The organism is Cupriavidus alkaliphilus, from assembly GCF_014191175.1.
In the GTDB taxonomy this organism is placed as follows: domain Bacteria; phylum Pseudomonadota; class Gammaproteobacteria; order Burkholderiales; family Burkholderiaceae; genus Cupriavidus; species Cupriavidus alkaliphilus.
The window spans coordinates 883,677-910,178 of the sequence record NZ_JACHWE010000001.1 but is presented as its reverse complement, the minus strand read 5'-3'; the positions used below and the strand labels follow the sequence as shown (position 1 = coordinate 910,178).

The 26,502-nt window shown below is 67.3% G+C and carries 21 protein-coding genes and 1 tRNA gene; 5 read left to right on the top strand and 17 right to left on the bottom strand.

Going from position 1 to position 26,502, the window contains the following annotated elements:
• Positions 1–12: 12 nt before the first annotated feature.
• From FHX60_RS04350 to gloB, 15 genes are all read right to left on the bottom strand, one after another.
• A complete protein-coding gene (locus FHX60_RS04350; RefSeq protein WP_092309415.1) occupies positions 13–516 on the bottom strand; it encodes a DUF4149 domain-containing protein in 504 nt (167 codons plus the stop codon).
• 55 nt (positions 517–571) lie between these two features.
• Positions 572–1,048: a transcription elongation factor GreA gene (gene greA, locus FHX60_RS04345; RefSeq protein WP_092309418.1), complete on the bottom strand. Its 477-nt coding sequence runs from the start codon at positions 1,046–1,048 to the stop codon at positions 572–574.
• Positions 1,049–1,295: 247 nt separating this feature from the next.
• Positions 1,296–4,544 carry a carbamoyl-phosphate synthase large subunit gene (carB, locus tag FHX60_RS04340; RefSeq protein ID WP_183282620.1) on the bottom strand — a complete coding sequence of 1,083 codons (3,249 nt, stop codon included), beginning with the start codon at positions 4,542–4,544 and terminating at the stop codon, positions 1,296–1,298.
• Positions 4,545–4,633: 89 nt separating this feature from the next.
• Positions 4,634–5,311, bottom strand: coding sequence for a leucine efflux protein LeuE (gene leuE, locus FHX60_RS04335; protein WP_112774018.1), 678 nt, complete (start codon positions 5,309–5,311; stop codon positions 4,634–4,636).
• A gap of 37 nt (positions 5,312–5,348) precedes the next feature.
• Positions 5,349–6,485, bottom strand: a complete 1,137-nt coding sequence (gene carA / locus FHX60_RS04330) for a glutamine-hydrolyzing carbamoyl-phosphate synthase small subunit (RefSeq protein ID WP_062800720.1) — start codon at positions 6,483–6,485, stop codon at positions 5,349–5,351.
• A 357-nt stretch (positions 6,486–6,842) separates the two neighbouring features.
• Positions 6,843–7,253 carry a RidA family protein gene (locus FHX60_RS04325; protein ID WP_062800722.1) on the bottom strand — a complete coding sequence of 137 codons (411 nt, stop codon included), beginning with the start codon at positions 7,251–7,253 and terminating at the stop codon, positions 6,843–6,845.
• A 46-nt stretch (positions 7,254–7,299) separates the two neighbouring features.
• Positions 7,300–7,725, bottom strand: coding sequence for an acyl-CoA thioesterase (locus FHX60_RS04320; protein WP_062800724.1), 426 nt, complete (start codon positions 7,723–7,725; stop codon positions 7,300–7,302).
• Positions 7,722–9,410 carry an AMP-binding protein gene (locus FHX60_RS04315; protein WP_183282619.1) on the bottom strand — a complete coding sequence of 563 codons (1,689 nt, stop codon included), beginning with the start codon at positions 9,408–9,410 and terminating at the stop codon, positions 7,722–7,724. The genes FHX60_RS04320 and FHX60_RS04315 overlap by 4 nt, the downstream gene beginning before the upstream one ends.
• Positions 9,411–9,633: 223 nt before the next feature.
• Positions 9,634–10,803: an acyl-CoA dehydrogenase family protein gene (locus tag FHX60_RS04310; RefSeq protein WP_183282618.1), complete on the bottom strand. Its 1,170-nt coding sequence runs from the start codon at positions 10,801–10,803 to the stop codon at positions 9,634–9,636.
• A 6-nt stretch (positions 10,804–10,809) separates the two neighbouring features.
• Positions 10,810–11,661 (bottom strand): enoyl-CoA hydratase family protein, encoded by an 852-nt coding sequence (locus FHX60_RS04305; protein ID WP_183282617.1) that lies wholly within the window; start codon positions 11,659–11,661, stop codon positions 10,810–10,812.
• Between the two features lie 25 nt (positions 11,662–11,686).
• Positions 11,687–12,490, bottom strand: coding sequence for an SDR family NAD(P)-dependent oxidoreductase (locus tag FHX60_RS04300; protein WP_183282616.1), 804 nt, complete (start codon positions 12,488–12,490; stop codon positions 11,687–11,689).
• Complete coding sequence (locus FHX60_RS04295; protein WP_183282615.1) at positions 12,487–14,841, bottom strand: bifunctional salicylyl-CoA 5-hydroxylase/oxidoreductase; 2,355 nt, start codon at positions 14,839–14,841, stop codon at positions 12,487–12,489. Before FHX60_RS04295 ends, FHX60_RS04300 begins: the two co-directional genes overlap by 4 nt.
• A gap of 176 nt (positions 14,842–15,017) precedes the next feature.
• Positions 15,018–16,961: a propionate--CoA ligase gene (locus FHX60_RS04290; protein WP_183282614.1), complete on the bottom strand. Its 1,944-nt coding sequence runs from the start codon at positions 16,959–16,961 to the stop codon at positions 15,018–15,020.
• A 125-nt stretch (positions 16,962–17,086) separates the two neighbouring features.
• Complete coding sequence (locus tag FHX60_RS04285; RefSeq protein WP_112774011.1) at positions 17,087–18,757, bottom strand: transglycosylase SLT domain-containing protein; 1,671 nt, start codon at positions 18,755–18,757, stop codon at positions 17,087–17,089.
• 141 nt (positions 18,758–18,898) lie between these two features.
• Positions 18,899–19,699, bottom strand: coding sequence for a hydroxyacylglutathione hydrolase (gene gloB, locus FHX60_RS04280; protein ID WP_183282613.1), 801 nt, complete (start codon positions 19,697–19,699; stop codon positions 18,899–18,901).
• A 12-nt stretch (positions 19,700–19,711) separates the two neighbouring features.
• Between gloB and FHX60_RS04275 the strand changes: the two genes are divergently transcribed.
• From FHX60_RS04275 to FHX60_RS04255, 5 genes are all read left to right on the top strand, one after another.
• Positions 19,712–20,512, top strand: coding sequence for a methyltransferase domain-containing protein (locus FHX60_RS04275; protein ID WP_092309450.1), 801 nt, complete (start codon positions 19,712–19,714; stop codon positions 20,510–20,512).
• A gap of 81 nt (positions 20,513–20,593) precedes the next feature.
• Positions 20,594–21,031, top strand: a complete 438-nt coding sequence (gene rnhA / locus FHX60_RS04270) for a ribonuclease HI (RefSeq protein WP_092309453.1) — start codon at positions 20,594–20,596, stop codon at positions 21,029–21,031.
• A gap of 69 nt (positions 21,032–21,100) precedes the next feature.
• Positions 21,101–21,841 carry a DNA polymerase III subunit epsilon gene (gene dnaQ / locus FHX60_RS04265; protein WP_112774009.1) on the top strand — a complete coding sequence of 247 codons (741 nt, stop codon included), beginning with the start codon at positions 21,101–21,103 and terminating at the stop codon, positions 21,839–21,841.
• A gap of 88 nt (positions 21,842–21,929) precedes the next feature.
• A tRNA-Val gene (locus FHX60_RS04260) sits at positions 21,930–22,004 on the top strand.
• 258 nt (positions 22,005–22,262) lie between these two features.
• The gene (locus FHX60_RS04255; RefSeq protein ID WP_183282612.1) at positions 22,263–24,239 is read left to right on the top strand and encodes a diguanylate cyclase domain-containing protein; all 1,977 of its coding nucleotides are present in this window, start codon (positions 22,263–22,265) and stop codon (positions 24,237–24,239) included.
• 105 nt (positions 24,240–24,344) lie between these two features.
• On the opposite strand, the gene FHX60_RS04250 is transcribed toward FHX60_RS04255, so the two are convergent.
• Both FHX60_RS04250 and FHX60_RS04245 read right to left on the bottom strand, forming a co-directional pair.
• The gene (locus tag FHX60_RS04250; protein WP_221209888.1) at positions 24,345–26,084 is read right to left on the bottom strand and encodes an ABC transporter substrate-binding protein; all 1,740 of its coding nucleotides are present in this window, start codon (positions 26,082–26,084) and stop codon (positions 24,345–24,347) included.
• A gap of 109 nt (positions 26,085–26,193) precedes the next feature.
• Entirely contained in the window at positions 26,194–26,502 is a 309-nt protein-coding gene (locus FHX60_RS04245; RefSeq protein ID WP_112774007.1) for a DUF2160 domain-containing protein, read from the bottom strand.

The following is a 26,502-nucleotide window of genomic DNA, read 5'->3' as shown; positions in this document are numbered from 1 at the left end:
CGGCGGCCGGCCTCACTCCCCGGCCGAACGCGGCGCCGAAGCGCGCCACACCAGCGCCAGCGCCAGCAGGCTTTGCAGCAGGTAGAAGGCGCTGGACACGCCGTGCAGCATGCCGAATTGCGCCTTGTACGGCGACTCCGACACCCCCACGCCCAGCGCCAGCGCCTTTTCCTTCAGGTTGCCCATGAAGGGCTGGGTACCGAAGTAGCCGACCAGCACGCAGCACAGCATGCCCAGCACCAGCCAGCGCAGGCCGCGGTAGCGGTGGGCGCCGCGCCGGATCATCACGTTGCACAACACCAGCTGCAGCACGCCGATGGTCACCCCGACGATGGCTTCGGTATGGAACAGGTGACCGGCGATCATGCCCGCCATCTCGCGGCTGGGCAGCACTGAAAACAGCGTCGGTGCCACCATGTAGCCCACGGTCCACAGGCTGCCCGCCCACACCACCGTCAGCAGCAGGAAGATGCGGTGCGGCAGCGGCGGCAGGTTGTTATAGGAACTGGAGAACACAAGCCGGCCTTTCCGGTGGCCGGCGCAGGCACAAGCCCGCCCGGCCGGGCCGGCATCAGATGTAGCGAACCGTAATGACTTCGTACTCGCGCTCGCCGCCCGGGGCCAGCACGGTGGCGACGTCGCCTTCGAACTTGCCGATCAGCGCGCGCGCAATGGGCGAGCTGACCGAGATCTTGCCGGCATCGAGGTCGGCCTCGTCATCGCCGACGATCTGGTAGCTGACCGGGCTGCCGGACTCCAGGTCCTCCAGGTCCACGGTCGCGCCAAAGACGATGCGGCCATCGGTGTCCAGCTGGGTCGGGTCGATGATCTGCGCGGCCGACAGCTTGGCCTCCACTTCCAGGATGCGGCCTTCGATAAAGGCCTGCTTTTCCTTGGCGGCATCGTACTCGGCGTTTTCAGACAGGTCGCCCTGGGCGCGCGCTTCCGAGATGGCATTGATCACCGCCGGACGCTCGACAGCCTTCAGGCGCTGCAGCTCCTCCTTCAGGAGCTCTGCGCCACGCTTGGTAATCGGAATGGTGCTCATGTCTTCGTTCAACAAAAAAATGAGCCGCAGCGGAGCTGGAGCCATCCCCGGCAAACCCCGCCAGGGCACTTCCGCTCAACCGCGGCTTTCAGACAGGATCGAACGCGGGCACGCCGGTTCGATCGACGAATTTGACGTAGTTTAGGCCAGGAAGCCCGCCGGCAGCAACTGCGGCGGGATTCCCGGGCGCGGCCGCCGCAACGCGGCCGGCCCTGTTGCCATGTGTCGCCTGCTTACCTTGACGGCATCAGGCCAGCGAGGCATGCAGGCCTTGCAGGTCGTAGACCTCCAGGCTTTGCATGTGCTTCAGGCCTTCCACCGCGGCGCGCGCGCCGGCGATGGTGGTGTAGTAAGGAATGCGATGCGCCAGCGCCGAGATCCGGATCGAGCGCGAATCGGCGATCGCGCCGCGGGTTTCGTCCACGGTGGTGAACACCAGCGCCAGTTCGCCGTTCTTGATCATGTCGACGATATGCGGACGGCCGTCCTTGACCTTGTTGACCACCTTGACCGGGATGCCGGCGGCCTCGATCGCCGAGGCGGTGCCGCGCGTGGCGACGATCGGGTAGCCCATGTCGTGCAGCATGCGCGCCACGGCCACGGCGCGCGGCTTGTCGCTGTCCTTCACGGTGATCAGCACGGCGCCCTTCTCCGGCAGGCGCGAGCCCGCGGCCAGCTGGCTCTTGAACAGGGCCTCGCCGAAGCTCTTGCCCACGCCCATCACTTCGCCGGTCGAACGCATTTCAGGTCCGAGGACCGGATCGACGCCCGGGAACTTGTTGAACGGGAACACCGCTTCCTTGACGCTGTAGTACGGCGGGATGACCTCGTCGGCGACACCCTGCTCGTCCAGCGACTGGCCGGCCATGCAGCGCGCGGCAATCTTGGCCAGCTGCATGCCGGTGGCCTTGGACACGTACGGCACGGTACGCGAGGCGCGCGGGTTCACTTCCAGCACGTAGACGGTATCCACGCCATTGTTCTGCTGGATCGCGAACTGCACGTTCATCAGGCCGACCACGTTCAGGGCCGTGGCCATCGCCGCGGTCTGGCGCTTGAGCTCGGCCACGGTCTCGGCCGACAGCGAGTACGGCGGCAGCGAGCAGGCGGAGTCGCCCGAATGCACGCCAGCCTGCTCGATATGCTCCATCACGCCGCCGATAAAGACGCGCTTGCCGTCGCACAGGGCGTCGACATCGCACTCGATGGCGTCGTTCAGGAAGCGGTCGAGCAGCACCGGGGAGTCGTTGGAGACCTTGACGGCCTCGCGCATGTAGCGCTCGAGGTCGCGCGGCTCATGCACGATTTCCATGGCGCGGCCGCCCAGCACGTACGACGGGCGCACCACCAGCGGATAGCCGATTTCCTCGGCCAGGCGCAGCGCTTCGTCCTCGGCACGCGCGGTGCGGTTGGGCGGCTGGCGCAGGCCCAGGTCCTGCAGCAGCTTCTGGAAGCGCTCGCGGTCTTCGGCCGCGTCGATCATGTCGGGGCTGGTGCCGATGATCGGCACGCCGTTGCGCTCCAGGTCCAGCGCCAGCTTCAGCGGGGTCTGGCCGCCGTACTGCACGATCACGCCGACCGGCTTTTCCTTGTCGACGATCTCGAGCACGTCTTCCAGCGTCAGCGGCTCGAAGTACAGGCGATCCGAGGTGTCATAGTCGGTCGACACGGTTTCGGGGTTGCAGTTGACCATGATGGTCTCGTACCCGTCTTCGCGCAGCGCCAGCGCGGCGTGCACGCAGCAGTAGTCGAACTCGATGCCCTGGCCGATCCGGTTCGGGCCGCCGCCCAGCACCATGATCTTCTTCTTGTCGGTCGGCGCGGCCTCGCACTCGCCATGCTCGGCCTCGTAGGTCGAGTACATGTAGGCGGTGTTGGTGGCGAATTCGGCCGCGCAGGTGTCCACGCGCTTGTACACCGGGCGCACGTTCTGGGCGATGCGCGCCTCGCGCACCGAGCGGGCGTCGGTCTTCAGCAGCCGCGCCAGGCGGCGGTCGGAGAAGCCCTTCTGCTTCAGGAAGCGCAGTTCGGCGGTCGACAGGCTGTCGAGCGTGCGCGACTTGACCAGGCCTTCGGTGCGGACGATGTCCTCGATCTGGGCCAGGAACCACGGATCGATGGCGGTCTCGTGATAGACCTCTTCCAGCGACATGCCCAGGCGGAAGGCGTCGCCCACGTACCAGATGCGGTCCGGGCCCGGCTCGCCGATCTCCTCGACGATCTCGTCGCGGTCGGTGGACTTCTCGTCCAGGCCGTCGACGCCCACTTCCAGCCCGCGCAGGGCCTTCTGGAACGATTCCTGGAAGGTGCGGCCCATTGCCATCACCTCGCCCACCGACTTCATCTGGGTGGTCAGGTGGCTGTCGGCCTGCGGGAATTTCTCGAAGGCGAAGCGCGGCACCTTGGTGACGACGTAGTCGATCGAGGGCTCGAACGAGGCCGGGGTGGCGCCGCCGGTGATCTCGTTCTTCAGTTCGTCCAGCGTGTAGCCGACCGCCAGCTTGGCCGCGACCTTGGCGATCGGGAAGCCGGTGGCCTTGGAGGCCAGCGCCGACGAGCGCGACACGCGCGGGTTCATCTCGATGACGATCATGCGACCGTCCTTCGGGTTGATCGAGAACTGCACGTTGGAGCCGCCGGTGTCGACGCCGATCTCGCGCAGCACCGCCAGCGAGGCGTTGCGCAGGATCTGGTATTCCTTGTCGGTCAGGGTCTGCGCCGGAGCGACGGTGATCGAGTCGCCGGTGTGGATGCCCATCGGATCCAGGTTCTCGATCGAGCAGATGATGATGCAGTTGTCCTGCTTGTCGCGGACCACTTCCATCTCGTACTCTTTCCAGCCCAGCAGCGATTCTTCGATCAGCAGCTCGCGCGTGGGCGACAGGTCCAGGCCGCGCTTGCAGATCTCCTCGAACTCTTCGCGGTTGTAGGCGATGCCGCCGCCGGTGCCGCCCAGCGTGAACGACGGGCGGATCACGATCGGGTAGCCGCTGGTGCCGGTGTCCTGGGCGATGCGGGCCTGCACGGCCACGGCCTCGTCCATCGAGTGGGCGATGCCGGACTTGGCCGAGCCCAGGCCGATCTTGGTCATCGCGTCCTTGAACTTCTGGCGGTCCTCGGCCTTGTCGATGGCTTCGGGCGACGCGCCGATCAGTTCCACCTTGTACTTGTCCAGCACGCCATGGCGGTGCAGGTCCAGCGCGCAGTTCAGCGCGGTCTGGCCGCCCATGGTCGGCAGGATCGCATCCGGGCGCTCCTTCTCGATGATGCGTTCGACCACTTCCCAGGTGATCGGCTCGATGTAGGTCACGTCGGCCGTGTTGGGGTCGGTCATGATGGTCGCCGGGTTGGAGTTGACCAGGATGACCTTGAAGCCTTCCTCGCGCAGGGCCTTGCAGGCCTGGGCGCCGGAATAGTCGAACTCGCACGCCTGGCCGATGATGATGGGGCCCGCGCCGATGATCAGGATGCTCTTGATGTCTGTGCGTTTTGGCATTGCACGCTCTCTTTATGGGCCGGCCCGCCTTGCCTGCGGACCGCGCCGGTAATCAGGGAATCCGTCCGGATTCGAAAATGTGGTCTGGCTCAGTTCATCGTGGCCGTGGCCAGCTTGGCGCCGAAACCGATGAACATCGCCCCTACCCCGCTGGCCATGCCGGCCGACAGCCGGCGGCGGCGCCGGAACGCCTCGGCCAGCTTCGCGCCCACGAAGATGATCGTGGTCAGGTAGGCAAAGCTGCAGATCTGGCACACCAGCCCCAGCACGCCGAACGACAGCACCGGGTAAGCAAAGGCCGGGTCGACGAACTGGATGAAGAACGAGATGAAGAACAGGATCGCCTTCGGGTTCAGCAGGCTGATCAGCAACGCCTTGCGGAACGGGTCGGACTGGTCCGGCGTGGCCGCCGGTACCGCCGCCGCGCCCGTGGCGTCGCCGCGCGCCGCCCAGTTGCGCAGCGCGCCGCGCAGCATGTTGAAGCCGATCCACGCCAGGTAGGCCGCGCCGACGTACTTCACCACGTAGAACAGCGCCGGGCTGGCCTTGAGCAGCGAGGCCACGCCCGCCGCCGACAGCACCATCAGCACGAAATCGCCCAGGAACACCCCGCACGCGCCCTTGTAGCCGGCGCGCACGCCGCGCTGCGCCGCCACCGACAGCACGTACATCGAATTCGGGCCCGGCAGCAGCACGATAAAGATCGTGCCCAGCACATAGGTCCAGAAGTCGGTGATGCCGAAAGCGGTATGCATGAAGGCGTTCATGGGGTGTCCCGGTATCTCTCTCGCTGTGCCCGTGCGCTTACTTGCGCGCGTCGGTCATCAGCTGGATGAAGCGGTCGAACAGGTAAGCCACGTCGTTCGGGCCGGGCGAGGCTTCCGGGTGGCCCTGGAAGCAGAACGCCGGCTTGTCGGTCAGCGCGAAACCCTGCAGCGAACCGTCGAACAGCGACTTGTGCGTGACGCGCACGTTCGCCGGCAGCGTGTCGGCGTCGACCGCGAAGCCGTGGTTCTGCGACGTGATCACCACGCGGCCGTCGTCCAGGTCCTTGACCGGATGGTTGGCGCCGTGGTGGCCGAACTTCATCTTCAGGGTCTTGGCGCCGACCGCCAGGGCCATGATCTGGTGGCCCAGGCAGATGCCGAAGGTCGGGATGCCGCGCTCGATGAACTCGCGCGTAGCAGCGATGGCGTAGTCGCACGGCTCGGGGTCGCCGGGGCCGTTGGACAGGAACACGCCGTCCGGATTCAGCGCCAGCGCGTCGGCCGCGCTCGCCTGCGCCGGCAGCACCGTGACCTTGCAGCCGCGCTCGGCCAGCATGCGCAGGATGTTGTACTTGACGCCGTAGTCATAGGCGACCACATGGAACTGCGGCTGCTGCTGCTTGCCGTAGCCCTCGCCCAGCTTCCATTCGGACTGGGTCCATTCGTACGGCTCCTTGACCGACACCACCTTGGCCAGGTCCATGCCGGCCAGGCCGGGGAACGAGCGGGCCAGGTCGATGGCCTTCTGGACATTGTCCTCGCCGGCCAGGATGCAGCCGTTCTGAGCGCCCTTCTCGCGCAGGATACGCGTCAGCTTGCGCGTATCGATGCCGGCGATCGCCACCACCTTTTCCTGCTTCAGGTAGTGGGCCAGGGTGTGTTCCTTGCGGAAGTTGGAGGCCAGGATCGGCAGATCCTTGATGATCAGGCCGGCGGCATGGACTTTCGTGGCTTCGACATCCTCAGGATTGACACCGTAGTTGCCGATATGCGGATACGTCAGCGTGACGATCTGCCGCGAATAGCTCGGGTCGGTGAGGATTTCCTGGTAACCGGTGATGGCGGTGTTGAACACCACTTCGCCGATGGTATGGCCGGAAGCGCCAATGGAATAGCCACGAAAGACCGTGCCGTCTGCTAGCGCGAGAATGGCGGACGGAAAAGACGGTAACACGGGTAGGCTCCTGCTGGACTCACCCCGTGACCGACCAATCGACGCCTCGTGCCTCCCAGGCTGGATCCGTGACGGCGGCAGCGGCATTGCGCCGATGCGGTCGGATCCGGTCGCGGTATGCTCATTTCGTCACATCTGATGCAGACGGCAATGGCGGCGCGGATGGGGGCGGCGGAAGGTGGAAAGCGGTAGGCGCTAGGGTGAAGGGTTCTGAAAGCGAAACTTTCGAATTATATCCCGAGCCACCCAATTTCTCAAGTTTTCAAGGACTTGCGCGCGGCAGGCGGCAATCTCGCCGCGCCGGCCGCCGCCGCGCTGCCCGTTCCCGCATGCCCGGTTGCACCTGCCGCCGGCGGATTACCGCGGCGGCGGCACCACCGCCGTGACCTCGATTTCGACCTTGGCGCGCGGCTCGACCAGGTCCGCGACCTCCACCGCGGTCATCGCCGGAAAGTGGCGGCCGATGATGGCCCGGTAATGTTCGCCGATCGCCCCATAGGCGCCGACATATTCGGCCTTGTCCTTCACATACCAGGTCATGCGCGCGATATGTTCCGGCCGCGCATCGCCGGCCGCCAGCACCGCGACCACGTTGCGCAACGTCTGCGCCACCTGCAGGCCGAAGTCGTCGGTCTCGAATTCGCACTGGCTGTTCCAGCCGATCTGGCCGCTGATGAACAGCAGCCGGCTGCCGGCCTGCATCTCGGTCATCATGCCGTTGGCGTAGCCGCGCGGCGGCGCCCAGTCGGGCGGCTGCAGGATCTTCATGTCGTTTTCCTGTGGTTGCTTGGTATGGATGGATGGAAATCCGGGTTCAGGCCGCGGCGACCAGATAACGCGCCATGGCTTCGCGCACGGCTTCGGGCAGCGGCTGCGGCGCAATCGCGCCGGTATCGACGCAGACCAGCCGTTGCGTCACTTCCATGCGGGTATCGTCGTGCGGGCCGGCGAAACGGATCGCCAGCGTGAAGCTGGACTGGCCCAGCTTCAGCACGCGCAATTCGCGCGTCAGCACCTCGCCCAGCCGGCTGGGCGCCAGGAAGCGGCACTCCAGCTCGGCCGTGGGCACGCCGGCGCGGCCCTCGCCGTGCATGGCATCGAATGGCCAGCCCAGCGCCTCGCCGAACCAGTCCTCGATCAGGTCGTTGAGCATCTCGAAGTAGCGCGGGTAAAACACGATGCCGGCGGCGTCGCAGTGCTTGAAGCGCACCAGCACGGTGTTGCGGAACACGTCGCTCATGGCTGCCCCTGCCGTGGCTTGCCGCCATTGCCCGCGCCCGGCCCCTGCTCCGCCATCTGGCGCAGCCGGAAGCGTTGCAGCTTGCCGGTCTCGGTGCGCGGCAGCGCCGGCACGAATTCGATGCGGCGCGGGTACTTGTACGGGGCGATCTGGCGCTTGACGTGGTCCTGCAGCGCGGTACGGGTCGCTTCGTCAGCCGCCACGCCCTCGCGCAGCACCACGTAGGCCATCACCACCTGGCCGCGCCCGTCGTCCGGCGCGCCGACCACGCCGCATTCGGCCACCGCCTCGTGCTGCATCAGCGCACTCTCCACCTCCGGCCCGGCGATGTTGTAGCCGGCCGAGATGATCATGTCGTCGGAGCGCGCCTGGTAGAAGTAATAGCCGTCGGCGTCGGCGACGAAGGTGTCGCCCGGCAGGTTCCAGCCGGCCTTCACATAATTGGCCTGGCGCGGGTCGTCCAGGTATCGGCAGCCGGTCGGCCCCTGCACCGCGAGCTTGCCGACCTGGCCCGGCGGCAGCGGCCGCATCTCCTCGTCGACGATCTGCGCCACGTAGCCGGGCACCACCTTGCCGATCGCGCCCGGCCTGACCTCGGCGCCGGCGCTCGAGATAAAGATGTGCATCATCTCGGTGCCGCCGATGCCATCGGTCATCTCGATGCCGGTAGCGGCCTTCCAGCTTTGCCGCGTGGCATCGGGCAGCGCCTCGCCGGCCGACACGCTGTGCCGCAGGCTGGAGATATCGAAGCGCGGCGCCAGCGTCGCCATCTGCCGGTAAAACGTGGGCGCGGTGAAGACGATGGTGGCGCGGAAGTCGTGGATCAACTCGAGCAGCGTTTCGGGCGTGAGCTTCTCCGCCAGCACCGTGCTGGCGCCGATGCGCAACGGGAAGCACAGCATGCCGCCGAGCCCGAAGGTAAAGGCGATCGGCGGCGTACCGCAGAAGATGTCGTCCGGCGCGGAGCGCAGCACATGGCGCGGGAACAGGTCGCACATGGCCAGCATGTCGCGGTGGAAATGCATGGTGCCCTTGGGCTGGCCGGTGGTCCCGCTGGTAAAGGCGATCAGGCAGACATCGTCGCTGGCGGTGTCGCAGGCATCGAAGGTCTGCGGCTTGCCGGCCATCGCCGCCTCCAGCGAGCCCTCGCCCTCGCCGTTGAAATGCAGCGTTTGCGCCAGGCTCGGGCAATGGCAATCGCCGCCGGCCTGCTGGTTGGCGTCGAGTTCCTCGCGCAGCCGCACATCGCATAGCGCGGCGGTGACCTGCGCCTTGTCGATGATCTGCTTGAGCTCGCGGGCGCGCAGCAGCGGCATGGTCGGCACCGCCACCAGCCCGGCCTTCAGCGTGGCCAGCCAGCTGGCCGCCATCATCAGGTTGTTGGGGCCGCGCAGCAGCACACGGTTGCCGGGCACCAGCTGCATGTCCTCGACCAGCACATGGGCGATGCGGTTCACCAGCGCCGCGAGCTGGGCATAGGTGACGGTCTCGATGCGGCCGTCGCGGCGATGGCGGATGGCGACGCGCTCGCCGCGTCCTTCGCGCACGTGGCGGTCAACCAGCTCCACCGCGGCATTGATCCGCTCGGGGTAGTCGGTATCGGCATTGAAGCGGAACACCGGCCACTGGTCTTGCGACGGCAGGCGGTCGCGCGCGAAGGTATCGAGGTGGGCTGTGGTCGCCATGGCTTGTCTCCTGTCTGCTGTCAGCTGTCTCGCCGACTATTGAACTTTCAGTTTTTCACGACAGCGTTCGAAAAAGCCGGCGTCATTCCCGCGCAGGCGGGAATCCAGCGTCTTTGAAGTCCCCTGGGGACAAAAGTCACTGGGTCCCCGCCTGCGCGGGGACGACGGTTTATTAGCGGCGTCGCAAAAGATTTCCTTTTGACGTACGTCACCATCTTCTCCCTTACGCCTTGTGCCCGGCCAGCGTCTCGCGCGCGATGATCAGCTTCTGCACTTCGGTGGCGCCCTCATAGATGCGCAGGGAGCGGATCTCGCGGTACAGGCTTTCCACGCGCGTACCGACCTTGACGCCGAGGCCGCCGAACATCTGCACCGCGCGGTCGATCACCTGCTGCGCGTTCTCGGTGGCGACCATCTTGGCCATGGCGGCCTCGCGCGTGGTGCGCTGTCCCTTGACATCGCGCAGCCAGGCCGCGCGATAGGTCAGCAGCGCCGCGGCGTCGATGGCGGTGGCCATGTCGCCGATCGCGGCCTGGGTCAGCTGCAGGTCGGCCAGCACGCCGCCGAACATCGGCCGCGCACAGGCGCGCGCCAGCGCATCGTCCAGCGCGGCGCGACCGAAGCCCAGCGCCGCCGCGGCAACCGAGGCGCGGAAGATGTCGAGCGTCATCATCGCCACCTTGAAGCCCTGCCCCGCCTCGCCCAGCCGGTTGCCGACCGGAACGCGGCAGTTGTCGAAGCGCAGCGTCGCCAGCGGATGCGGCGCGATCACGTCGATGCGCTCGGCAATGGTCAGGCCCGGCGTATCGGCGTCGACCACGAGGGCAGTGATGCCGCGCGCGCCCGGCGCCTCGCCGGTGCGCACGAACACGCAGTAGAAGTCGGCAATGCCGCCGTTGGAGATCCAGGTCTTGGCGCCATCGATCACATAGTGGCTGCCGTCCTCCGACAACCGCGCGCTGCATTGCATCGCAGCCACATCCGAGCCGGCATCGGGCTCCGACAGCGCGAACGCGGCAATCGCCTCGCCGCGGGCCACGCGCGGCAGGTAGCGCGCGCGCAGCGCCTCGCTGCCCGCCAGCGAGATCGCGCCCGAACCCAGTCCCTGCATGGCAAAGGCAAAATCGGCCAGACCGTCATGGCGGGCCAGCGTCTCGCGCAGCAGGCACAGCGAGCGCGAATCCAGCGCCGGCAGCGCGCCGCCATGCGCGGCCGGCACGCAGTAGCGCAGCCAGCCCGCATCGCCCAGCTGCCGCACCAGTGCGCGGCAGGCGGCGTCCGTGTCGCTGTGGTCGACCTGCAGGTGCCGGGCGCACCAGCCGTCGAGTTCGCGCTCCAGCGCGCGGTGGGCGTCGTCGAACAGCGGCAGGTCCAGATAGGTCTTGTCGGACATAACGGTTCAGTCCCCTTCGAAGACCGGCCTGGTCTTCGCGACGAAGGCTTCATAGGCGCGGCGGAAATCGCGCGTCTGCATGCAGATGGCCTGCGCCTCGGCCTCGGCCTCGATGGCCTCGTCCAGGCCCATGTTCCATTCCTGGTGCAGCAGCTTCTTGGTTACGCCGTGGGCGAAGGTCGGGCCGGCGGCCAGTTGCGCGGCCAGCGCCTGCGCCTGCGCCAGCACCGCTTCGGACGGGTGCAGCGCATTGAAGAAGCCCCACTGCAGCGCTTCCTCCGCGCTCATCGAGCGGCCCGTGTACAGCAGCTCGCTGGCACGGCCCTGCCCGATCACCCGCGGCAGCAGCGTGCACGCGCCCATGTCGGCGCCGGCCAGGCCGACCCGCGTGAACAGGAACGCGGTCTTGGCCTGCGCCGTGCCCAGCCGCATGTCCGAGGCCAGCGCCATCATCGCGCCCGCGCCGGCGCAGATGCCGTCGACCGCGCTCACCACCGGCTGCGGGCATGCGCGCATCGCCTTGACCAGGTCGCCGGTCATGCGCGTGAAGTCGAGCAGTTCGGGCATCGTCATCTGCGTCAACGGCCCGATGATCTCGTGCACATCGCCACCCGAGCAGAAGTTGCCGCCGGCGCCGGTGACCACGACCGCCTTGATGTCGCTGGCGTAGCACAGCGCGCGGAACAGGTCGCGCAGCTCGGCATAGGAATCGAAGGTCAGCGGGTTCTTGCGCTCAGGGCGGTTCAGCGTGATGGTGCCGACCTTGCCGTCGTCGGACACCGACCACAGGAAGTGCCGCGCTTCATAACCGGCAAAGCTGCGCTTGTGGTGGCGCATGTCGAGTGCGATTTCAGTCATGGTTTTCTCTCAGGTCCTTGTCTTGTCAGCCCGCCATCACTTCGCCGCCGGCCACCGGGATTGCCTGCCCGGTGATCGCGCCGGCGGACGGCTGGCACAGCCATGCCACGGCGTCGGCCACTTCCTCCGGCTGCACCAGCCGGCGCTGCGGATTGCGCGCGGCCAGTTCGGCTCGCGCCTGCGCTTCCGTACGACCGGTCTTGCCGACGATGTTGGCGACGGCGTCGCGCACGATATCGGTTTCGGTGTAGCCAGGGCAGACCGCGTTGACGGTCACGCCCTTGGCCGCGGTCTCCAGCGCCAGCGCGCGCGTCAGCCCGATCACGCCATGCTTGGCCGCGCAATAGGCGCTGACATAGCCGTAGCCGATCAGTCCGGCGGTGCTGGCCACGTTGACGATGCGACCCCAGCCCGCGTCGAGCATCGCCGGCAGCGCCGCCCGCGTGCACAAGAAGGTGCCGGTCAGGTTGACGTCGAGCATGCGCTGCCACAGCGCGGCATCGGTCTTTAGGAACGGCGCGCTGTGGGCCTGCCCGGCGTTGTTGACCAGCATCGCGACTGGGCCGGCCTGTTCCGTGGCCGCGGCAAAGGCACGCGCCACGCTGTCGGCATCGGCAATATCGGCCGTGACAAACGAAACGACAGCGCCCGCCGGCGCCTGCCCGCGCAGCGCCTGTACCGTCGCCTGCAGCGTGCCGGCATCGCGCCCTAGCAGCGTCACGCTGGCGCCATCGGCCAGCAGCCGCCGCGCGATCGCCGCACCGATGCCGCGCCCGCCGCCGGTGACCAGCGCATGCCGGCCGGCCAGGCTTGCCGTGCTGTCGGTCATGCCTGCTTCTCCTGCGCCGCGGCGCGTTCGAAATTGGCTTCCAGTTGCCGCTTGCCCGCCAGGTACTGCTTGGGCCAGGCGAGGTCGCGGTAGCCGATGCGCGCCGCTTCCTGCAGCGTCCACGCCGGATTGGCCAGGTGCGGCCGGGCGATCGCGCACAGGTCGGCGCGGCCGGCGGCGATGATCGAGTCGACATGGTCGGCCTCGAAGATCGCGCCCACCGCAATGGTGGCGATGCCGGCTTCGTTGCGGATGCGATCGGCAAACGGGGTCTGGTACATGCGGCCGTAGACCGGCGCCTGGTCGGGGCTGACCTGGCCCGACGAGCAGTCGATCATGTCGGCACCCGCGGTCTTGAAGGCCCGGGCGATCTCGACCGCGTCGTCGGGCGTGATGCCGCCTTCGACCCAGTCGTGCGCCGAGATGCGCACCGACATCGGCTTGTCCTGCGGCCATACCGCGCGAACGGCCTCGAACACTTCCAGCGGATAGCGCAGCCGCGCCGCCAGCGAGCCGCCATATTCGTCGTTGCGCGTATTGGTCAGCGGGGAGATAAAGCTCGACAGCAGGTAGCCGTGCGCGCAGTGCAGCTCGAGCCAGTCGAAGCCCGCTTCGGCCGCGCGCCGGGCGCTGGCCACGAAATCGTCGCGCACGCGGTCCATGTCGGCGCGCGTCATCTCGCGCGGGGTCTGCGATTCGCCGGGCAGGTACGGCAGTGGCGAGGCCGACATCACCGGCCAGTTGCCCTGCGGCAGCGGGTGGTCCATCGCCTCCCAGCCGAGTTGCGTCGATCCCTTGCGGCCGGAGTGTCCAAGCTGCATGGCGATGCGGGCATCGCTGTTGGCATGGACGAAATCAACGATGCGCCGCCACGCATCGCGCTGCGCGTCGTTCCACAGGCCCGGACAGCCCGGCGTGATGCGCGCATCCGGCGACACGCAGGTCATCTCCGCCACCACCATGCCGGCGCCACCGAGCGCGCGCGAACCCAGGTGGACCAGATGGAAGTCGCCCGGCACGCCGTCGGTGCAGGAGTACATCGCCATCGGCGACACCACCACGCGGTTCTTCAGCGTGACGCCGCGCACGCGGAATGGCGTGAACATCGGCGGCAGCGGCTGGTGCGCCTTCAGCTGCAGGCTGTCTGCCGGCACCCCGGCCTGCTGCGCCAGCCAGTGCTCGAACTGCGCGACATAGCCGGCATCGCGCACGCGCAGGTTCTCATGCGAAATCCGTTGCGAGCGCGTCAGCAGCGAATAGGCGAACTGTTCCGGCGGCAGGCTGCCGGCATAGCGCTCGACGTTCTCGAACCACTCGGTCGAGTTGCGCGCCGCGTTCTGGATCTTCAGCACTTCCACGCCGCGCGTGGCTTCATAGCGCGCCAGCGCATCGGGCAGGCCGTCGTGGCCGCTGCCACGGATCTCCTGGGCCAGGTCGATGGCATCCTCGAGCGCCAGCTTGGTGCCGGAACCGATCGAGAAATGCGCCGTGTGCGCGGCATCGCCCATCAGCACCACCGGCACGCGGCGGCCGTCGGGCAAGGTATTCCAGTGCACCCATTGCCGGCAGATCACGCGCGGGAAGCGGATCCAGATCGCCGAGCCGCGCAGGTGCGCCGCGTTGCTGATCAGCTTGTTGCCGTCGAGGTAGCGCGCGAACAGCTTCTCGCAGTACGCCACGCCCTCTTCCTGGCTCATCTGCTCGATGCCGGCGGCGCGCCAGACCGCTTCCGGCGTCTCGACGATAAAGGTCGAGGTGTTGTCGTCGAAGCGGTAGGCATGCGCCTGGAACCAGCCGTGCTCGGTCTTCTCGAAGGCAAAGGTGAAGGCATCGAACAGCTTGTGCGTGCCCAGCCAGACGAAGCGGCACTGGCGCGTATCGATATCCGGCTGGAAGGTGTCGGCATAGCGGGTGCGGATGCGGCTGTTCAGGCCGTCCGAGGCGATCACCAGGTCGGCCTGGTATTGCATTGCCAGCGCCTGGTCGTCGGCCACGTCGGTCTCGAACACCAGTTTTACGCCGAGCGCTTCGCAGCGCGCCTGCAGGATGTTCAGCAGGCGCTTGCGGCCGATGCCGATAAAGCCATGCCCGCCCGAGCGGATGGTGCGCCCGCCGATATGGATGTCGATATCGTCCCAGTGGTTGAAGGCGGCATTGATCTCGCTGGCGCTGGCCGGGTCGGCTTGCTTCAGGTTGTCCATGGTGGCGTCCGAAAACACCACGCCCCAGCCGAAGGTGTCGTAGGGTCGGTTGCGCTCGACCACGATGACCTCGTTGGCCGGGTCCTGCAGTTTCATCAGCAGGCCGAAGTACAGGCCGGCGGGGCCTCCGCCAATACAAAGCACGCGCATCTGTTGCCTCCTGCCGGCTGTGCCGTTCGCGCCGCACATGGTGCACCGCGCCCCGACCTCACCGCCATCTAGATCAAGATTAAATATTTTATGCTTCAAATATTAGACTGCATCACGACCGATGGCAAGGCGGCGATGCGGTGTGCCGCGTGCGACACCCGCATCGTCCTGCCCCACTAGCCTTTCAACGCGGCCTGCAGCTGTTCCAGCGCGCCCGGATCTTCGATCGTCGTCAGGTCGCCCGGGTCGCGGCCCTCGGCCACGGCCTGCATGGCGCGCCGCAGCAGCTTGCCGGAACGCGTCTTCGGCAGCGCATTGACGAACAACACCCGCGCCGGGCGGGCCACCGCGCCTAGTTGCTGCTCGACCGTCTTCATCAGCTGGCCCTCCAGCGCCAGCCGCGCCTCCGGCGTGGCGGTGCGCGCCGGATCGCGGGCGATGCAGAACGCCATCGCCACCTGCCCCTTGAGCGCGTCCTGCACCCCCACCACGGCCACCTCGGCCACCGCGGCGCTGGACGACAGGCTTTCCTCGATCTCGCGCGTGCCCAGCCGGTGGCCGGCGACATTGATCACGTCGTCGGTGCGACCCAGGATAAAGACGTAGCCGTCGGCGTCGCGCACGCCCCAGTCGAAGGTGGAATAGCACAGGCGGTTCGGCACCGCCTGCCAGTAAGTGCGCACGAAGCGGTCATCGTCGCCCCAGACCGTGCTCATGCATCCCGGCGGCAGCGGGCCGTCGATGGCCACCACGCCCTTCTGACCCGGCCCGCATTCCGCGCCGGTGTTTTCGTCGACGATCTTCAGGTCGTAGCCGTAGGCCGGCACGCCGGGCGAGCCCAGCTTGGGCGGCAGCGCCTCGAGGCCGCGCTGGATCGCGATGATGGGCCAGCCGGATTCGGTCTGCCAGTAGTTGTCGACCACGGGCTTGCCCAGGCCGTCCTGGATCCAGCGCGCGGTGGGCTCGTCGAGCGGCTCGCCGGCCAGGAACAGCAGGCGCAGGCTGGACAGGTCGTAGCGCGTCAGCCACGCCGGATCCTGCTTTTTCAGCACGCGGATCGCGGTCGGGGCGCTGAACATCAGGTTGACCCGGTATTGCTCGACCAGGCGCCACAGGATGCCGCCATCGGGCCGGATCGGCGTGCCTTCATACATCAGCGTGGCCATGCCGGCCAGCAGCGGGCCATAGACGATATAGCTGTGCCCTACCACCCAGCCGATGTCCGACGCGGTGAACATGGTGTCGCCGGCCTTGCCGCAGAAGATGTACTCCATCGAGGTGGCCAGCGCCACCGCATAGCCGCCGGTATCGCGCTGCACACCCTTGGGCTTGCCGGTGGTGCCCGAGGTATAGAGCACATAGGACGGCTCGCCCGATTCCAGCCACACGCACGGCACCTGCACGCCGGCGACGCGCTCGCGCCACGCCGCGTAGTCTTCGTCGCGGCCTTCGGCGCGGGGCATGTCCGCCAGCTGCCGGTCCACCAGCAGCACCTTCTCGGGCTGGTGCGACGACAGCCGGATCGCCTCGTCGAGCAAGGGCTTGTACGGCACCACCTTGCCCGCGCGCGAGCCGGCGTCGGCGCTGACCACCACGCGCGGCCGGGCATCCTCGATGCGCGCAGCCAGGCTGACCGAGGCAAAGCCGCCGAACACCACCGAATGGATGGCGCCGATGCGCGCGCACGCCAGCATCGCGAAGGCGGCTTCAGGGATCATCGGCATGTAGATCAGCACGCGGTCGCCGCGCTGCACGCCCAGCCCCTGCAGGATCGCCGCCATGCGGCTGACTTCGTCGTGCAGTTCGGCGTAGGTGAAGCTGCGGGCCTGGTCGGTCTCGGTCGAGACCCAGTGCAGCGCCGGCTGGCTGGCGCGCGCCGCCAGGTGGCGGTCGACCGCGTTGTGGCACAGGTTGGTGCGCCCGCCGACGAACCAGCGCGTAAAGGGTGCGCGGCTGTTGTCGAGCACCTGGCTGAACGGGGTTTCCCAGTCGATGCGTGCCGCCTGTTCTGCCCAGAACCCCTCGGGGTCGGCCAGCGAACGGGCATGCACGGCATGGCTTGCCGTCATGTCTGTCTCCTCCGCGTCTGCGGTCGTTGGGTTATGCCCGTAGTTTGCCACCGGCCCGCACGCTCGTGGCTACGGTTTCCGCGCGCTGCCGCACGGGGCGGCGCCGGCACATGAAAAAAGGGGCGTGCCGCCGGCATCGCCCCTTTTGCTGTGCCACCGTCGCGCCGGCGCTTGTGTCAGCGCGCCTTGACGCCCTTGGCGCTGGCCTTGGTGGTGGTCTTGGCCGACACCTTGGCCACGGCCGGCGCCTTGCCAGCGCGTCGCGGCGAGGCCTCTACCACCACACGCTGGCGCGTGTCGGCCTTGCCCTTGGCGGAGACCCGCACCACCTTGCCGCCCTTGCCTGCCGGTTCCTTGCGGCTGGCATGCTCGACGCGTTCGGCCCGCTCGGCCCGGTCCGCGCGCTCGGCACGGGCCGCGCGCACCGCCCCGGCGCCGCGCACCGGCACCATCAGCACCAGGCTCTGCCCCGCCACCAGCTTGGTGCCGGAGAGCTTGTTCCAGGACTGCACCTGCCCCGCCGAGACGCCATAGCGCCGCGCCACGGTTGCCACGGTATCGCGCCGGCTGGCGCGCACCACCACGCGGCGCGCATCGGGCAGGTCCGGCTCCATCGCCAGCATGGCGCTGTCGGCGAGGGTGGCGCTGATGTCCTGGTCATGCCGGCCCGAACGCGGGATCATCACGGTCGACCCCGCCTTCAGGCGCATGCCCTTGGGGATGCTGTTGATCTCGCGCAGCGTGTCGGCATCGACATTCAGGCGCGCCGCCAGCGACTCGACGCGCTCGCGGCTGTCCACCGTCACCGCGGCCCAGCTCGACAGCCCGCCGCGATAGGTGTTCAGGTTGTACTGGAAGCGCTCGGCGTTATCGAACGGCAGCAGGATCTGCGGGTTCGACGCGCCCAGGATCACCGGCCGGTTGAACGATGGGTTCAGGGCCTTGAACTCCTCCACCGACATGTCGGCCAGCTTGGCGGCCAGGTTCACGTCGATGTCGCGCGAGGTGGTGACCGTGACGAAATACGGGTGGTCCGGGATCTCGGGCAGCTTGACGCCGTACGCGGCCGGGTTGGCGATGATGTTCTTGACCGCCTGCAGCTTGGGCACGTAGTAGCGCGTCTCGTTGGGCATCGGCAGGCTGGCATAGTCGGTCGGCAGCCCGCGCGCCTGGTTGCGCGCAATCGCCCGCGACACCGCGCCCTCGCCCCAGTTGTAAGCCGCCAGCGCCAGGTGCCAGTCGCCGAACATGTCGTAGAGCCGCGCCAGGTAGTCGAGCGCGGCGTCGGTCGAGGCCAGCACGTCGCGGCGCTCGTCGCGGAACATGTTCTGCTTCAGGTTGTACGACTTGCCCGTGCTCGGAATGAACTGCCACATCCCGGCCGCCTTGGCGGTGGACTGTGCCTGCGGATTGAACGCGCTCTCGACGAACGGCAGCAGCGCCAGCTCGGTCGGCATCTTGCGCTGCTCCAGCTCCTCGACGATGTGATAGAGGTAGCGGCTCGAGCGCCCGACCATCCGTTCCATGTACTCCGGCCGCTGCGCATACCACTGGGTGCGATCGTCGACCAGCGTGCCCTCCAGGTCCGTCATGGCAAAGCCGCGCCGGATGCGGTCCCAGATATCGTTGGACGGGCCGCGCAGCCAGTCCAGGCCGCCCTGGTCGACATTGATGGTGGAAGTGGAAGAGAGCGCGGACTTGTCGCTGAGGGTGTTGAGCGGGTCCTGGCGCCTGGCAGTCTGGGCGGTCGCGGCACCGTCGGCGCCTTCAGGCGGCGTGGGGGTGCTGGCGCACGCTGCAAGCAGCGCGGCGCACGCGACCACCGCCAGTAATCGACCAATTTTCATTAAGTTCTCAAATCGTGACGCTAAAAGGTTGCGTGATGCTAAAAAAAACCGCGTATCGCGTCAATCAGATTTTCCACATAGACAGTATCCGGCCGCCGCCCGCCATGCCTTGTGGCGCAAGCCCTGGCGGCCGGCGCGCGGTCAGCGGAAATTGTCCTTCCAGCCGCGCAGCGCGCCGAACGCCTGCGCATCCCCCGCGGTGGTGCCCCCATGGGCCGACACCGCGGCGCGCACCGCCGGTTCGCGCGAGCGCAGGAAAGGGTTGACCTGGCGCTCGTGGGCGATGGTGGTCGGCAGCGTCGGCTGGTCTGCGGCGCGCAGCGCCTCGACGCGCCGCTCCCATGCCTCGAGCGCGGCATTGCGGGGCTCCACCGCACGCGCGAAGCGCACATTGCTGCGCGTGTATTCGTGCGCGCAATAGACGCGGGTGTCGCCGGGGAGCGCCGCCAGCTTGTCCAGCGACGCCAGCATCTGCGCCGGCGTGCCTTCGAACAGGCGCCCGCAGCCGCTGGCGAACAGCGTATCGCCGCAAAACACTGCCGGGCCGGCTTCGCCGAGGTCCGCGACATAGGCGATGTGGCCGGCGGTGTGGCCGGGCACGTCCAGCACGCGCAGCGTCAGCGCCGGCGCCTCGAGCGTCGCCACGTCGCCCTCGCGCAGGGCCCGGGTGCGCCCGCCGATACGCTCGCCCGCCGGCCCCAGCACCGGCAGCGGTTCGCCCGAGGGTGCGCGCGGATGCGCCGCCAGCAGCTCGGCCACGCCGCCCTGGTGATCGCCGTGGTGATGGGTGATTACAATAGCGCCCAGAGCCAGACCGCTTTGCGCCAGGAAGCGCTCCACCGGCGCGGCCTCGCCAGGATCGACCACGGCGGCGCAGTGCCCGTCGTGGATGGCCCAGATATAGTTATCCTGGAACGCCGGGATCGGCTCAACCTTCAACATGCGCATGCTCCTATGTCCAATCGTCCCAATCACCCGATTGTAAGCTGGGAAGACTGGCTGGCCTCGCCGCCCGGCGAGTACATGCTGCGCTGGGAGGCGCAGCAGTACGACCGGACCGTGGCCGACATCTTCGGCTATCACGCAGTGCAGTTCGGCCTGCCCTATATCGATACCCTGCGCGAGAACCGGATGCCGTTCTCGGCGCTGGCGCTGGATCCGTCCAGCGGCCCGCACGGGCCGCGTGCCGCACATCCGGATGCGCGCCAGCTGCTGTGCCGCTTCGACGAACTCCCGTTCGACACCCAGAGCATCGACCTGGTCACCCTGCCTCACATCCTGGAATTTGCCGAAGACCCGCATGAAGTGCTGCGCGAAGTCTCGCGGGTGCTGATGCCCGAGGGCCGCGTGGTGGTCACCTGCTTCAACCCGATGAGCCTTTGGGGCGCGCGCCAGGGCATGAACCGGCTCGGCGCCACGCCATTCCTGCCGACCGACGCGCAGCAGATCGGCTTCGTGCGCATCAAGGACTGGCTCAAGCTGCTCGGCTTCGATATCATCCGCGGCCGCTTCGGCTGCTATTGCCCGCCGTACCGCACCGACCGCTGGCTCCAGCGCGCGGCCTTCATGGAAAAGGCCGGCGATCGCTGGTGGCCGATCTTCGGCGCGGTCTATATGATTTCGGCGATCAAGCGCGTGCGCAATATCCGGCTGGTCGGACCGGCGTGGAAGAGCAAGCCGGCGCTGGCGCCGGTGTCGGCGCCGGTGGCCACCCCCACCGGCACCCATGGCAAGGCTCCGGGCCGAGAGCACTGACGCGGTCCGGCCGCGCGCGCTATCCGCCTGTCCCGCCCCTCAATGCGCCACCCGCCCCGCGGGTGGCCACCACGGAATCACATGCAAGAAGTCACGATCTACTCCGACGGCGCCTGCAAGGGCAATCCCGGCCGCGGCGGCTGGGGCGCGGTGCTCGTCGCCGGCACCAGCGAGAAAGAGCTGTTCGGCGGCGAGCCGAACACCACCAACAACCGCATGGAAATGACCGCGGTGATCGAAGCGCTGCGCGCGCTCAAGCGGCCCTGCGTGGTGCGCGTCTATACCGACTCCCAGTACGTGCAGAAGGGCATCAGCGAATGGCTGCCCGGCTGGAAGGCGCGCGGCTGGAAGACCGCCGACAAGAAGCCGGTCAAGAACGCCGACCTGTGGCAGACGCTGGACACCCTGGCGCAACCGCACCAGATCTCGTGGCACTGGGTGCGCGGCCACAACGGCCACCCCGGCAACGAGCGCGCCGACGCGCTGGCCAACCGCGGCGTCGAATCGATCGGCCGCTGACCGCAACGCTGACCGCAACCTGCAGCACCACCAACAACAAGCGCGGAACGCCCGCCCCGCTCCGCTAGAATGCCCGCCATGCGACAAATCGTTCTCGATACCGAAACCACCGGCCTGAATGCCGCCACCGGCGACCGCCTGATCGAAATCGGCTGCGTCGAGCTGATGAACCGCCGCCTGACGGGCCGCCACCTGCACTTCTACGTCAACCCCGAGCGTGATATCGACGAGGGCGCGATCGCCGTGCACGGCATCACCGTCGAATTCCTGGCCGACAAGCCGCGCTTTGCCGAGGTCGTCCACGACATCCGCGAGTTCGTGCAGGACGCCGAGCTGATCATCCACAACGCACAGTTCGACCTGGGCTTCCTCGACATGGAATTCCAGCTGCTGGGCCTGCCGCCGTTCCGCCAGCATGTCGGCAACGTGATCGATACCCTGCGCGAGGCCCGCCAGATGTTCCCGGGCAAGCGCAATTCGCTGGATGCGCTGTGCGAACGCCTCGGCGTCAGCAACGCCCACCGCACCCTGCACGGCGCCCTGCTGGATGCCGAACTGCTGGCCGAGGTCTACCTGGCCATGACGCGCGGCCAGGATTCACTGGTGATCGACACGCTCGACAGCGCCAGCGGCCAGGGCGGCGTGGTCACCACCACCGACCTGTCCCGGCTCGCCCTGCCCGTGCTGCGCGCCACAGACGAAGAACAGCAGGCCCATCTCGCCCTGCTGAAGGGACTCGACAAGGCCAGCGGCGGCAAGACGGTATGGCAGGACGACCCGGCCGAAGCCGCGGGAACGCTGGCCGCGTAAGAAAATTCAAAAAAGGGCTTTACAAGATACAAGAAGCCCTGCATAATCTCATTTCTCTGCTGCACGACGGCAACGACGACGCAGACAGGGGTGGTTAGCTCAGCGGTAGAGCACTGCCTTCACACGGCAGGGGTCACAGGTTCAATCCCTGTACCACCCACCAGTTTCAAAAAGCCAGCCTTGCGCTGGCTTTTTTCATTTCCGCACCCGACTCCCTCCCCTTTGCGCAAGCACCTCACGTGGGCGGCATTGCACTCCAGCGCTGTTGCAAACAGTTTCGAAATGCCGCTTGACTTCTGCTAACCTTCTTACCGCGTCATCGAACTGGCGATCCTGATCGCGAGCCGGTCGACGAACGCGGAACACCGGGTCAGTGCGCACAAGAAAAAAGTCAATCATGCAGCACTCTTTGAAGTATCGGATGGCGTTGGCCACGGCGGGGGTGGTAACGCTGATCATCGTGCTGCGCGCGCTCTACGCCCAGTATTACGCCTACGACAGCCTGAAGAACCTGCTGCAGGCGCAGCAGGACACGCTGGTCGAGATGGTCGCCGAGCAGCTCGATGAAAAGCTGCAGGGCCGCGCCGCCGTGCTGCACCGGCTGGCGCGCCAGTTCTCTGCCGCCCATGCCGCCAGGCCGGCCGACTTGCGCCGCGCGGCGCAGGGGCTGGTGGAAATTCCCGAGACCTTCAATGCCGTGTTCCTGGCTTCGCCCGATGGCGAACTGATATTCAGCACCGCCGTGCCGGATGGCGTGCGCCTGCGCGTCAACGACCGCGACTATTTCCGCGATGTCCTGCATGGCCAGTCATTCGTGGTGTCGGACCTGATCCAGGGCAAGCAGACCGATGCCCCGGGCGTGGTGCTGGCGGTGCCGATGCTGGGCCCCGCAGGCGAACTGCGTGGCGTGGTCGGGGGCGTGCTGAACCTGGCGGACAGCAACTTCCTGCGCGAGTTGTCGCACAGCCGGGTCGGCACTACCGGCAGCTTCTGCCTGGTGTCTTCCGGCACCAACCCCCGCTATGCGATGCATCCGGACGTGTCGCGCCTGCTGGCGCCGGCGCGCGCCATCGGCGAAGCCTGCGGCGCCGAGCAGCCGCCCGCGCTGCTGGAAATCCTGACGCCGACCCAGCCCATCGTCGCACGCCACCTGCTGGCGTCCAACGGCTGGGAGGTGGTCGCAGTCCTGCCCGCGGCCGAAGCCTATGCGCCGCTGCTCAAGGTGCGTAAGCAGACGCTGGTGATGGGGGCGATCACCATGGCGATCACGGCCGGGCTGATGTGGCTGGTGATGTGGCGGCTGCTGGCGCCGCTGCAGCGGCTGCACCGCGCGGTGCGCCAGCTCGGCACCGACCCGAAAGCGGTGGCGGACCTGCCGGTCGGCCGTGCCGACGAGATCGGCGAACTGGCGTCGAGCTTCGCCGAGGTCGTGGCCCAGCTGTCGGAGCGCGAGGCCGCGCTGCAGGCCGCCAAGGACCGCGCCGCCGCCAGCGAGAAGCGCATCGAGGCAATTGCCAACCATGTGCCGGACTTTATCTCCTTTATCGACATGCAGCAGCGCTACGTCTTCGTCAACGAGGCGTATGCACGGCGGTATGGCTTGCCGGCGCAGCAGATCGTCGGGCTGTCGCTGCGCGAGCTGTGGGGCACGCAGGAATACCTGGCCTGCCAGACCTACCTGCAGCAGGCCGGTACCGGCCAGGCCGTGACCTTTACCCGCGAAAGCGCGGACGGCACCGAATACATCGAGATCACCTGCCAGCCCGCGTGGAACGATGCCCAGGACACCGTGGTCGGCCTGCACATGTTCGGGCGCAACGTCACGCACGAGCGCGAAAAGCTGCGCAGCCTGGAAGCACAGACCGTCTCTGACTACCTGACCGGCCTGCTCAACCGCAAGGGCTTCGACCGGCGCCTGGCCGAAGCCATGGCACGCGCAGGCGCCGGCGCGTGCCCGCTGGCGCTGCTGCTGGTGGACCTGGACGACTTCAAGGCGGTCAACGACACCTACGGCCACCCGATCGGGGATCAGCTGCTGGTGGCGTTCGCACAGCGCCTGCGTGCCTGCGTGCGCAAGGGCGATGCCGTCGCGCGCATCGGCGGCGACGAGTTCGCGGTGATCCTGGACGGCATTGCCGACCGCCATGCCATGGCGTCGGTGGCCAACACCATCGTGCAGGCCGCGCGCATGCCTTTCGTGATCGATGGCCAGACGCTGGCGGCATCGGCCAGCGTCGGCGCGGCGCTGCGCGATGCGCGGCACGCCATGACCGTGAGCGAGCTGTTCCTGCACGCCGACATGGCGCTGTATCAAGCCAAGCGGCATGGCAAGGCGCGCTATGCCGCGCAGGCGGCCGATGCGGCAGAGCCGTCCGGCCTCGCATCGCAAGCGGGCTAGCTCGGCGGTCCGGCCGCAAATTGCCCATTGTTTGCCCCCCTCTCCCGCAAGCGGGAGAGGGGGGCACACCTGCGGTGTTCACTCATTGCCGGCACCTCAAACAACTCAGCGCACCTGCCCCTCCTTCCACGCCTGCAGCAGCTTGTCGTACGGAATGGTCTCGCCCTTGGGCTTCTCGTTGGCGAGCTTCTTCCACGGCGCGTGGTCGTTCGACAGCCACTTGCCCGGATCGCCCTTCGCGTTCAGCTTGGGCGCGCAATGGCTCATGCCGGCGCGCTGCAGGCGCGCCATGACCTGGTCCATCTCTTCGGCGAGCGTGTCCATCGCGGCTTGCGGCGTCTTCTCGCCGGTCACCGCGGTGGCCACGTTCTTCCACCACAGCTGGGCCAGCTTCGGATAATCCGGCACGTTGGTGCCGGTCGGGGTCCACGCCACGCGCGCGGGGCTGCGGTAGAACTCGACCAGGCCGCCATACTTGGCCGCGTTCTTGGTCAGGTAGTCATGATGGATGTCGCTGTCGCGGATAAAGGTGAGCCCGGTCAGCGACTTCTTCAGCGATACCGTCTTCGAGGTCACGAACTGCGCATACAGCCACGCCCCGGCCAGCTTGTTGGGATCGGTGTTCTTGAAGAAAGTCCAGGAACCCACGTCCTGGTAACCGTTCTGCATGCCCTGCTTCCAGTACGGGCCGTACGGCGACGGCGCCATGCGCCACTTGGGCGAACCGTCGGCGTTGACCACCGGCAGGCCCTTCTTGGTCATGTCGGCGGTAAAGGCCGTGTACCAGAAGATCTGCTGCGCCACCTGGCCCTGCGCGGGCACCGGGCCGGCTTCGGAGAAGGTCATGCCCATCGCTTGCGGCGGGGCGTACTTCTTCATCCAGTCGATGTACTTGGTCAGCGCGTAGACCGCCGCCGGGCTGTTGGTGGCGCCCCCGCGCGCCACCGAGGCGCCGACCGGCGTGCACTTGTCCTCGGCCACGCGGATGCCCCACTCGTCCACCGGCATGCCGTTGGGCAGGCCCTTGTCGGCGGTGCCGGCCATCGACAGCCAGGCGTCGGTGAAGCGCCAGCCCAGCGACGGGTCCTTCTTGCCGTAGTCCATATGGCCGTAGACCTTCTTGCCGTCGATCTCCTTCACATCGTTGGTGAAGAAGTTGGCGATGTCCTCATAGGCGGACCAGTTGGTCGGCACGCCCAGGTCGTAGCCGTACTTGGCCTTGAACTTGTCCTGCAGGTCCTTGCGCGCGAACCAGTCGGCGCGGAACCAGTACAGGTTGGCGAACTGCTGGTCGGGCAGCTGGTACAGCTTGCCATCCGGCGCGGTGGTGAACTTGGTGCCGATAAAGTCCTTCACATCCAGCCCGGGATTGGTCCATTCCTTGCCGGCGCCGTTCATGTAGTCGGTCAGCGGCAGGATCGAGCCATAGCGGTAGTGCGTGCCGATCAGGTCGGAGTCGGAGATCCAGCCATCGTAGATCGACTTGCCGGACTGCATCGAGGTCTGCAGCTTCTCGACCACGTCGCCCTCCTGGATCAGGTCATGGTTGACCTTGATACCGGTAATTTCCTCGAACGCCTTGGCCAGGGTCTTGGATTCGTACTCGTGCGTGGTGATGGTCTCCGACACCACGTTGATCTGCGTGACGCCCTTGGCCTTGAGCCGGGCCGCGGCATCGATGAACCACTTCATTTCCGCCGCCTGCTTGTCCTTGGACAGCGACGAGGGCTGGAACTCGTTGTCGATCCACTTCTTCGCTTCCGCTTCGCCCGCCAAGGCGGAACCGCAAGCCAGCGCGGCCGCGCAGGCAAGGGCTGACATCCCCAACGTCACGTGCACTTTCATCGGTGTCTCCTCAAGAATCCCCTGCCCCGGTCGTGTCGTGGGTGGCGGCCCCGGGGTGGGGACAAGCCGCGTTTCCCGTTCTTGCTGGCAAATGCCGGCTGGCGGTGCGCTAGCCCTTGCGCAGGATCAGCGCCAGCACCAGCATCGATGCCACGAAGCTGATCCACACCGAGGGTTCTTCCGGCAGCGCCAGCCAGGCGGCGACCTTCCCGCCCAGCCCGACCCATGCCAGGTTGATCCACGCCGCGCACATCAGCCCGATGAAGAGCCGGTCGCCGCGGGTGGTGGCGATCGGCAGGAAGCCCTTGCGCAGCACCGACGGCGAGCGGATTTCCAGGATCGTCATGCCGACCAGCATCACCACGATGCAGCCAAAGAACACCGCCACCGGTGTGGTCCATACCATCCAGCTCAGCAT

Coding starts and splice junctions, on each gene's coding strand:
- greA (WP_092309418.1), bottom strand. CDS start 1,048: ATGAGCACCATTCCGATTACCAAGCGTGGCGCAGAGCTCCTGAAGGAG.
- carB (WP_183282620.1), bottom strand. CDS start 4,544: ATGCCAAAACGCACAGACATCAAGAGCATCCTGATCATCGGCGCGGGC.
- leuE (WP_112774018.1), bottom strand. CDS start 5,311: ATGAACGCCTTCATGCATACCGCTTTCGGCATCACCGACTTCTGGACC.
- FHX60_RS04325 (WP_062800722.1), bottom strand. CDS start 7,253: ATGAAGATCCTGCAGCCGCCCGACTGGGCGCCGCCGCGCGGCTACGCC.
- FHX60_RS04320 (WP_062800724.1), bottom strand. CDS start 7,725: ATGAGCGACGTGTTCCGCAACACCGTGCTGGTGCGCTTCAAGCACTGC.
- FHX60_RS04315 (WP_183282619.1), bottom strand. CDS start 9,410: ATGGCGACCACAGCCCACCTCGATACCTTCGCGCGCGACCGCCTGCCG.
- FHX60_RS04310 (WP_183282618.1), bottom strand. CDS start 10,803: ATGTCCGACAAGACCTATCTGGACCTGCCGCTGTTCGACGACGCCCAC.
- FHX60_RS04305 (WP_183282617.1), bottom strand. CDS start 11,661: ATGACTGAAATCGCACTCGACATGCGCCACCACAAGCGCAGCTTTGCC.
- FHX60_RS04300 (WP_183282616.1), bottom strand. CDS start 12,490: ATGACCGACAGCACGGCAAGCCTGGCCGGCCGGCATGCGCTGGTCACC.
- FHX60_RS04295 (WP_183282615.1), bottom strand. CDS start 14,841: ATGCGCGTGCTTTGTATTGGCGGAGGCCCCGCCGGCCTGTACTTCGGC.
- FHX60_RS04285 (WP_112774011.1), bottom strand. CDS start 18,757: ATGAAAATTGGTCGATTACTGGCGGTGGTCGCGTGCGCCGCGCTGCTT.
- gloB (WP_183282613.1), bottom strand. CDS start 19,699: ATGTTGAAGGTTGAGCCGATCCCGGCGTTCCAGGATAACTATATCTGG.
- FHX60_RS04275 (WP_092309450.1), top strand. CDS start 19,712: ATGTCCAATCGTCCCAATCACCCGATTGTAAGCTGGGAAGACTGGCTG.
- rnhA (WP_092309453.1), top strand. CDS start 20,594: ATGCAAGAAGTCACGATCTACTCCGACGGCGCCTGCAAGGGCAATCCC.
- dnaQ (WP_112774009.1), top strand. CDS start 21,101: ATGCCCGCCATGCGACAAATCGTTCTCGATACCGAAACCACCGGCCTG.
- FHX60_RS04255 (WP_183282612.1), top strand. CDS start 22,263: ATGGCGTTGGCCACGGCGGGGGTGGTAACGCTGATCATCGTGCTGCGC.
- FHX60_RS04250 (WP_221209888.1), bottom strand. CDS start 26,084: ATGAAAGTGCACGTGACGTTGGGGATGTCAGCCCTTGCCTGCGCGGCC.
- FHX60_RS04245 (WP_112774007.1), bottom strand. CDS start 26,502: ATGCTGAGCTGGATGGTATGGACCACACCGGTGGCGGTGTTCTTTGGC.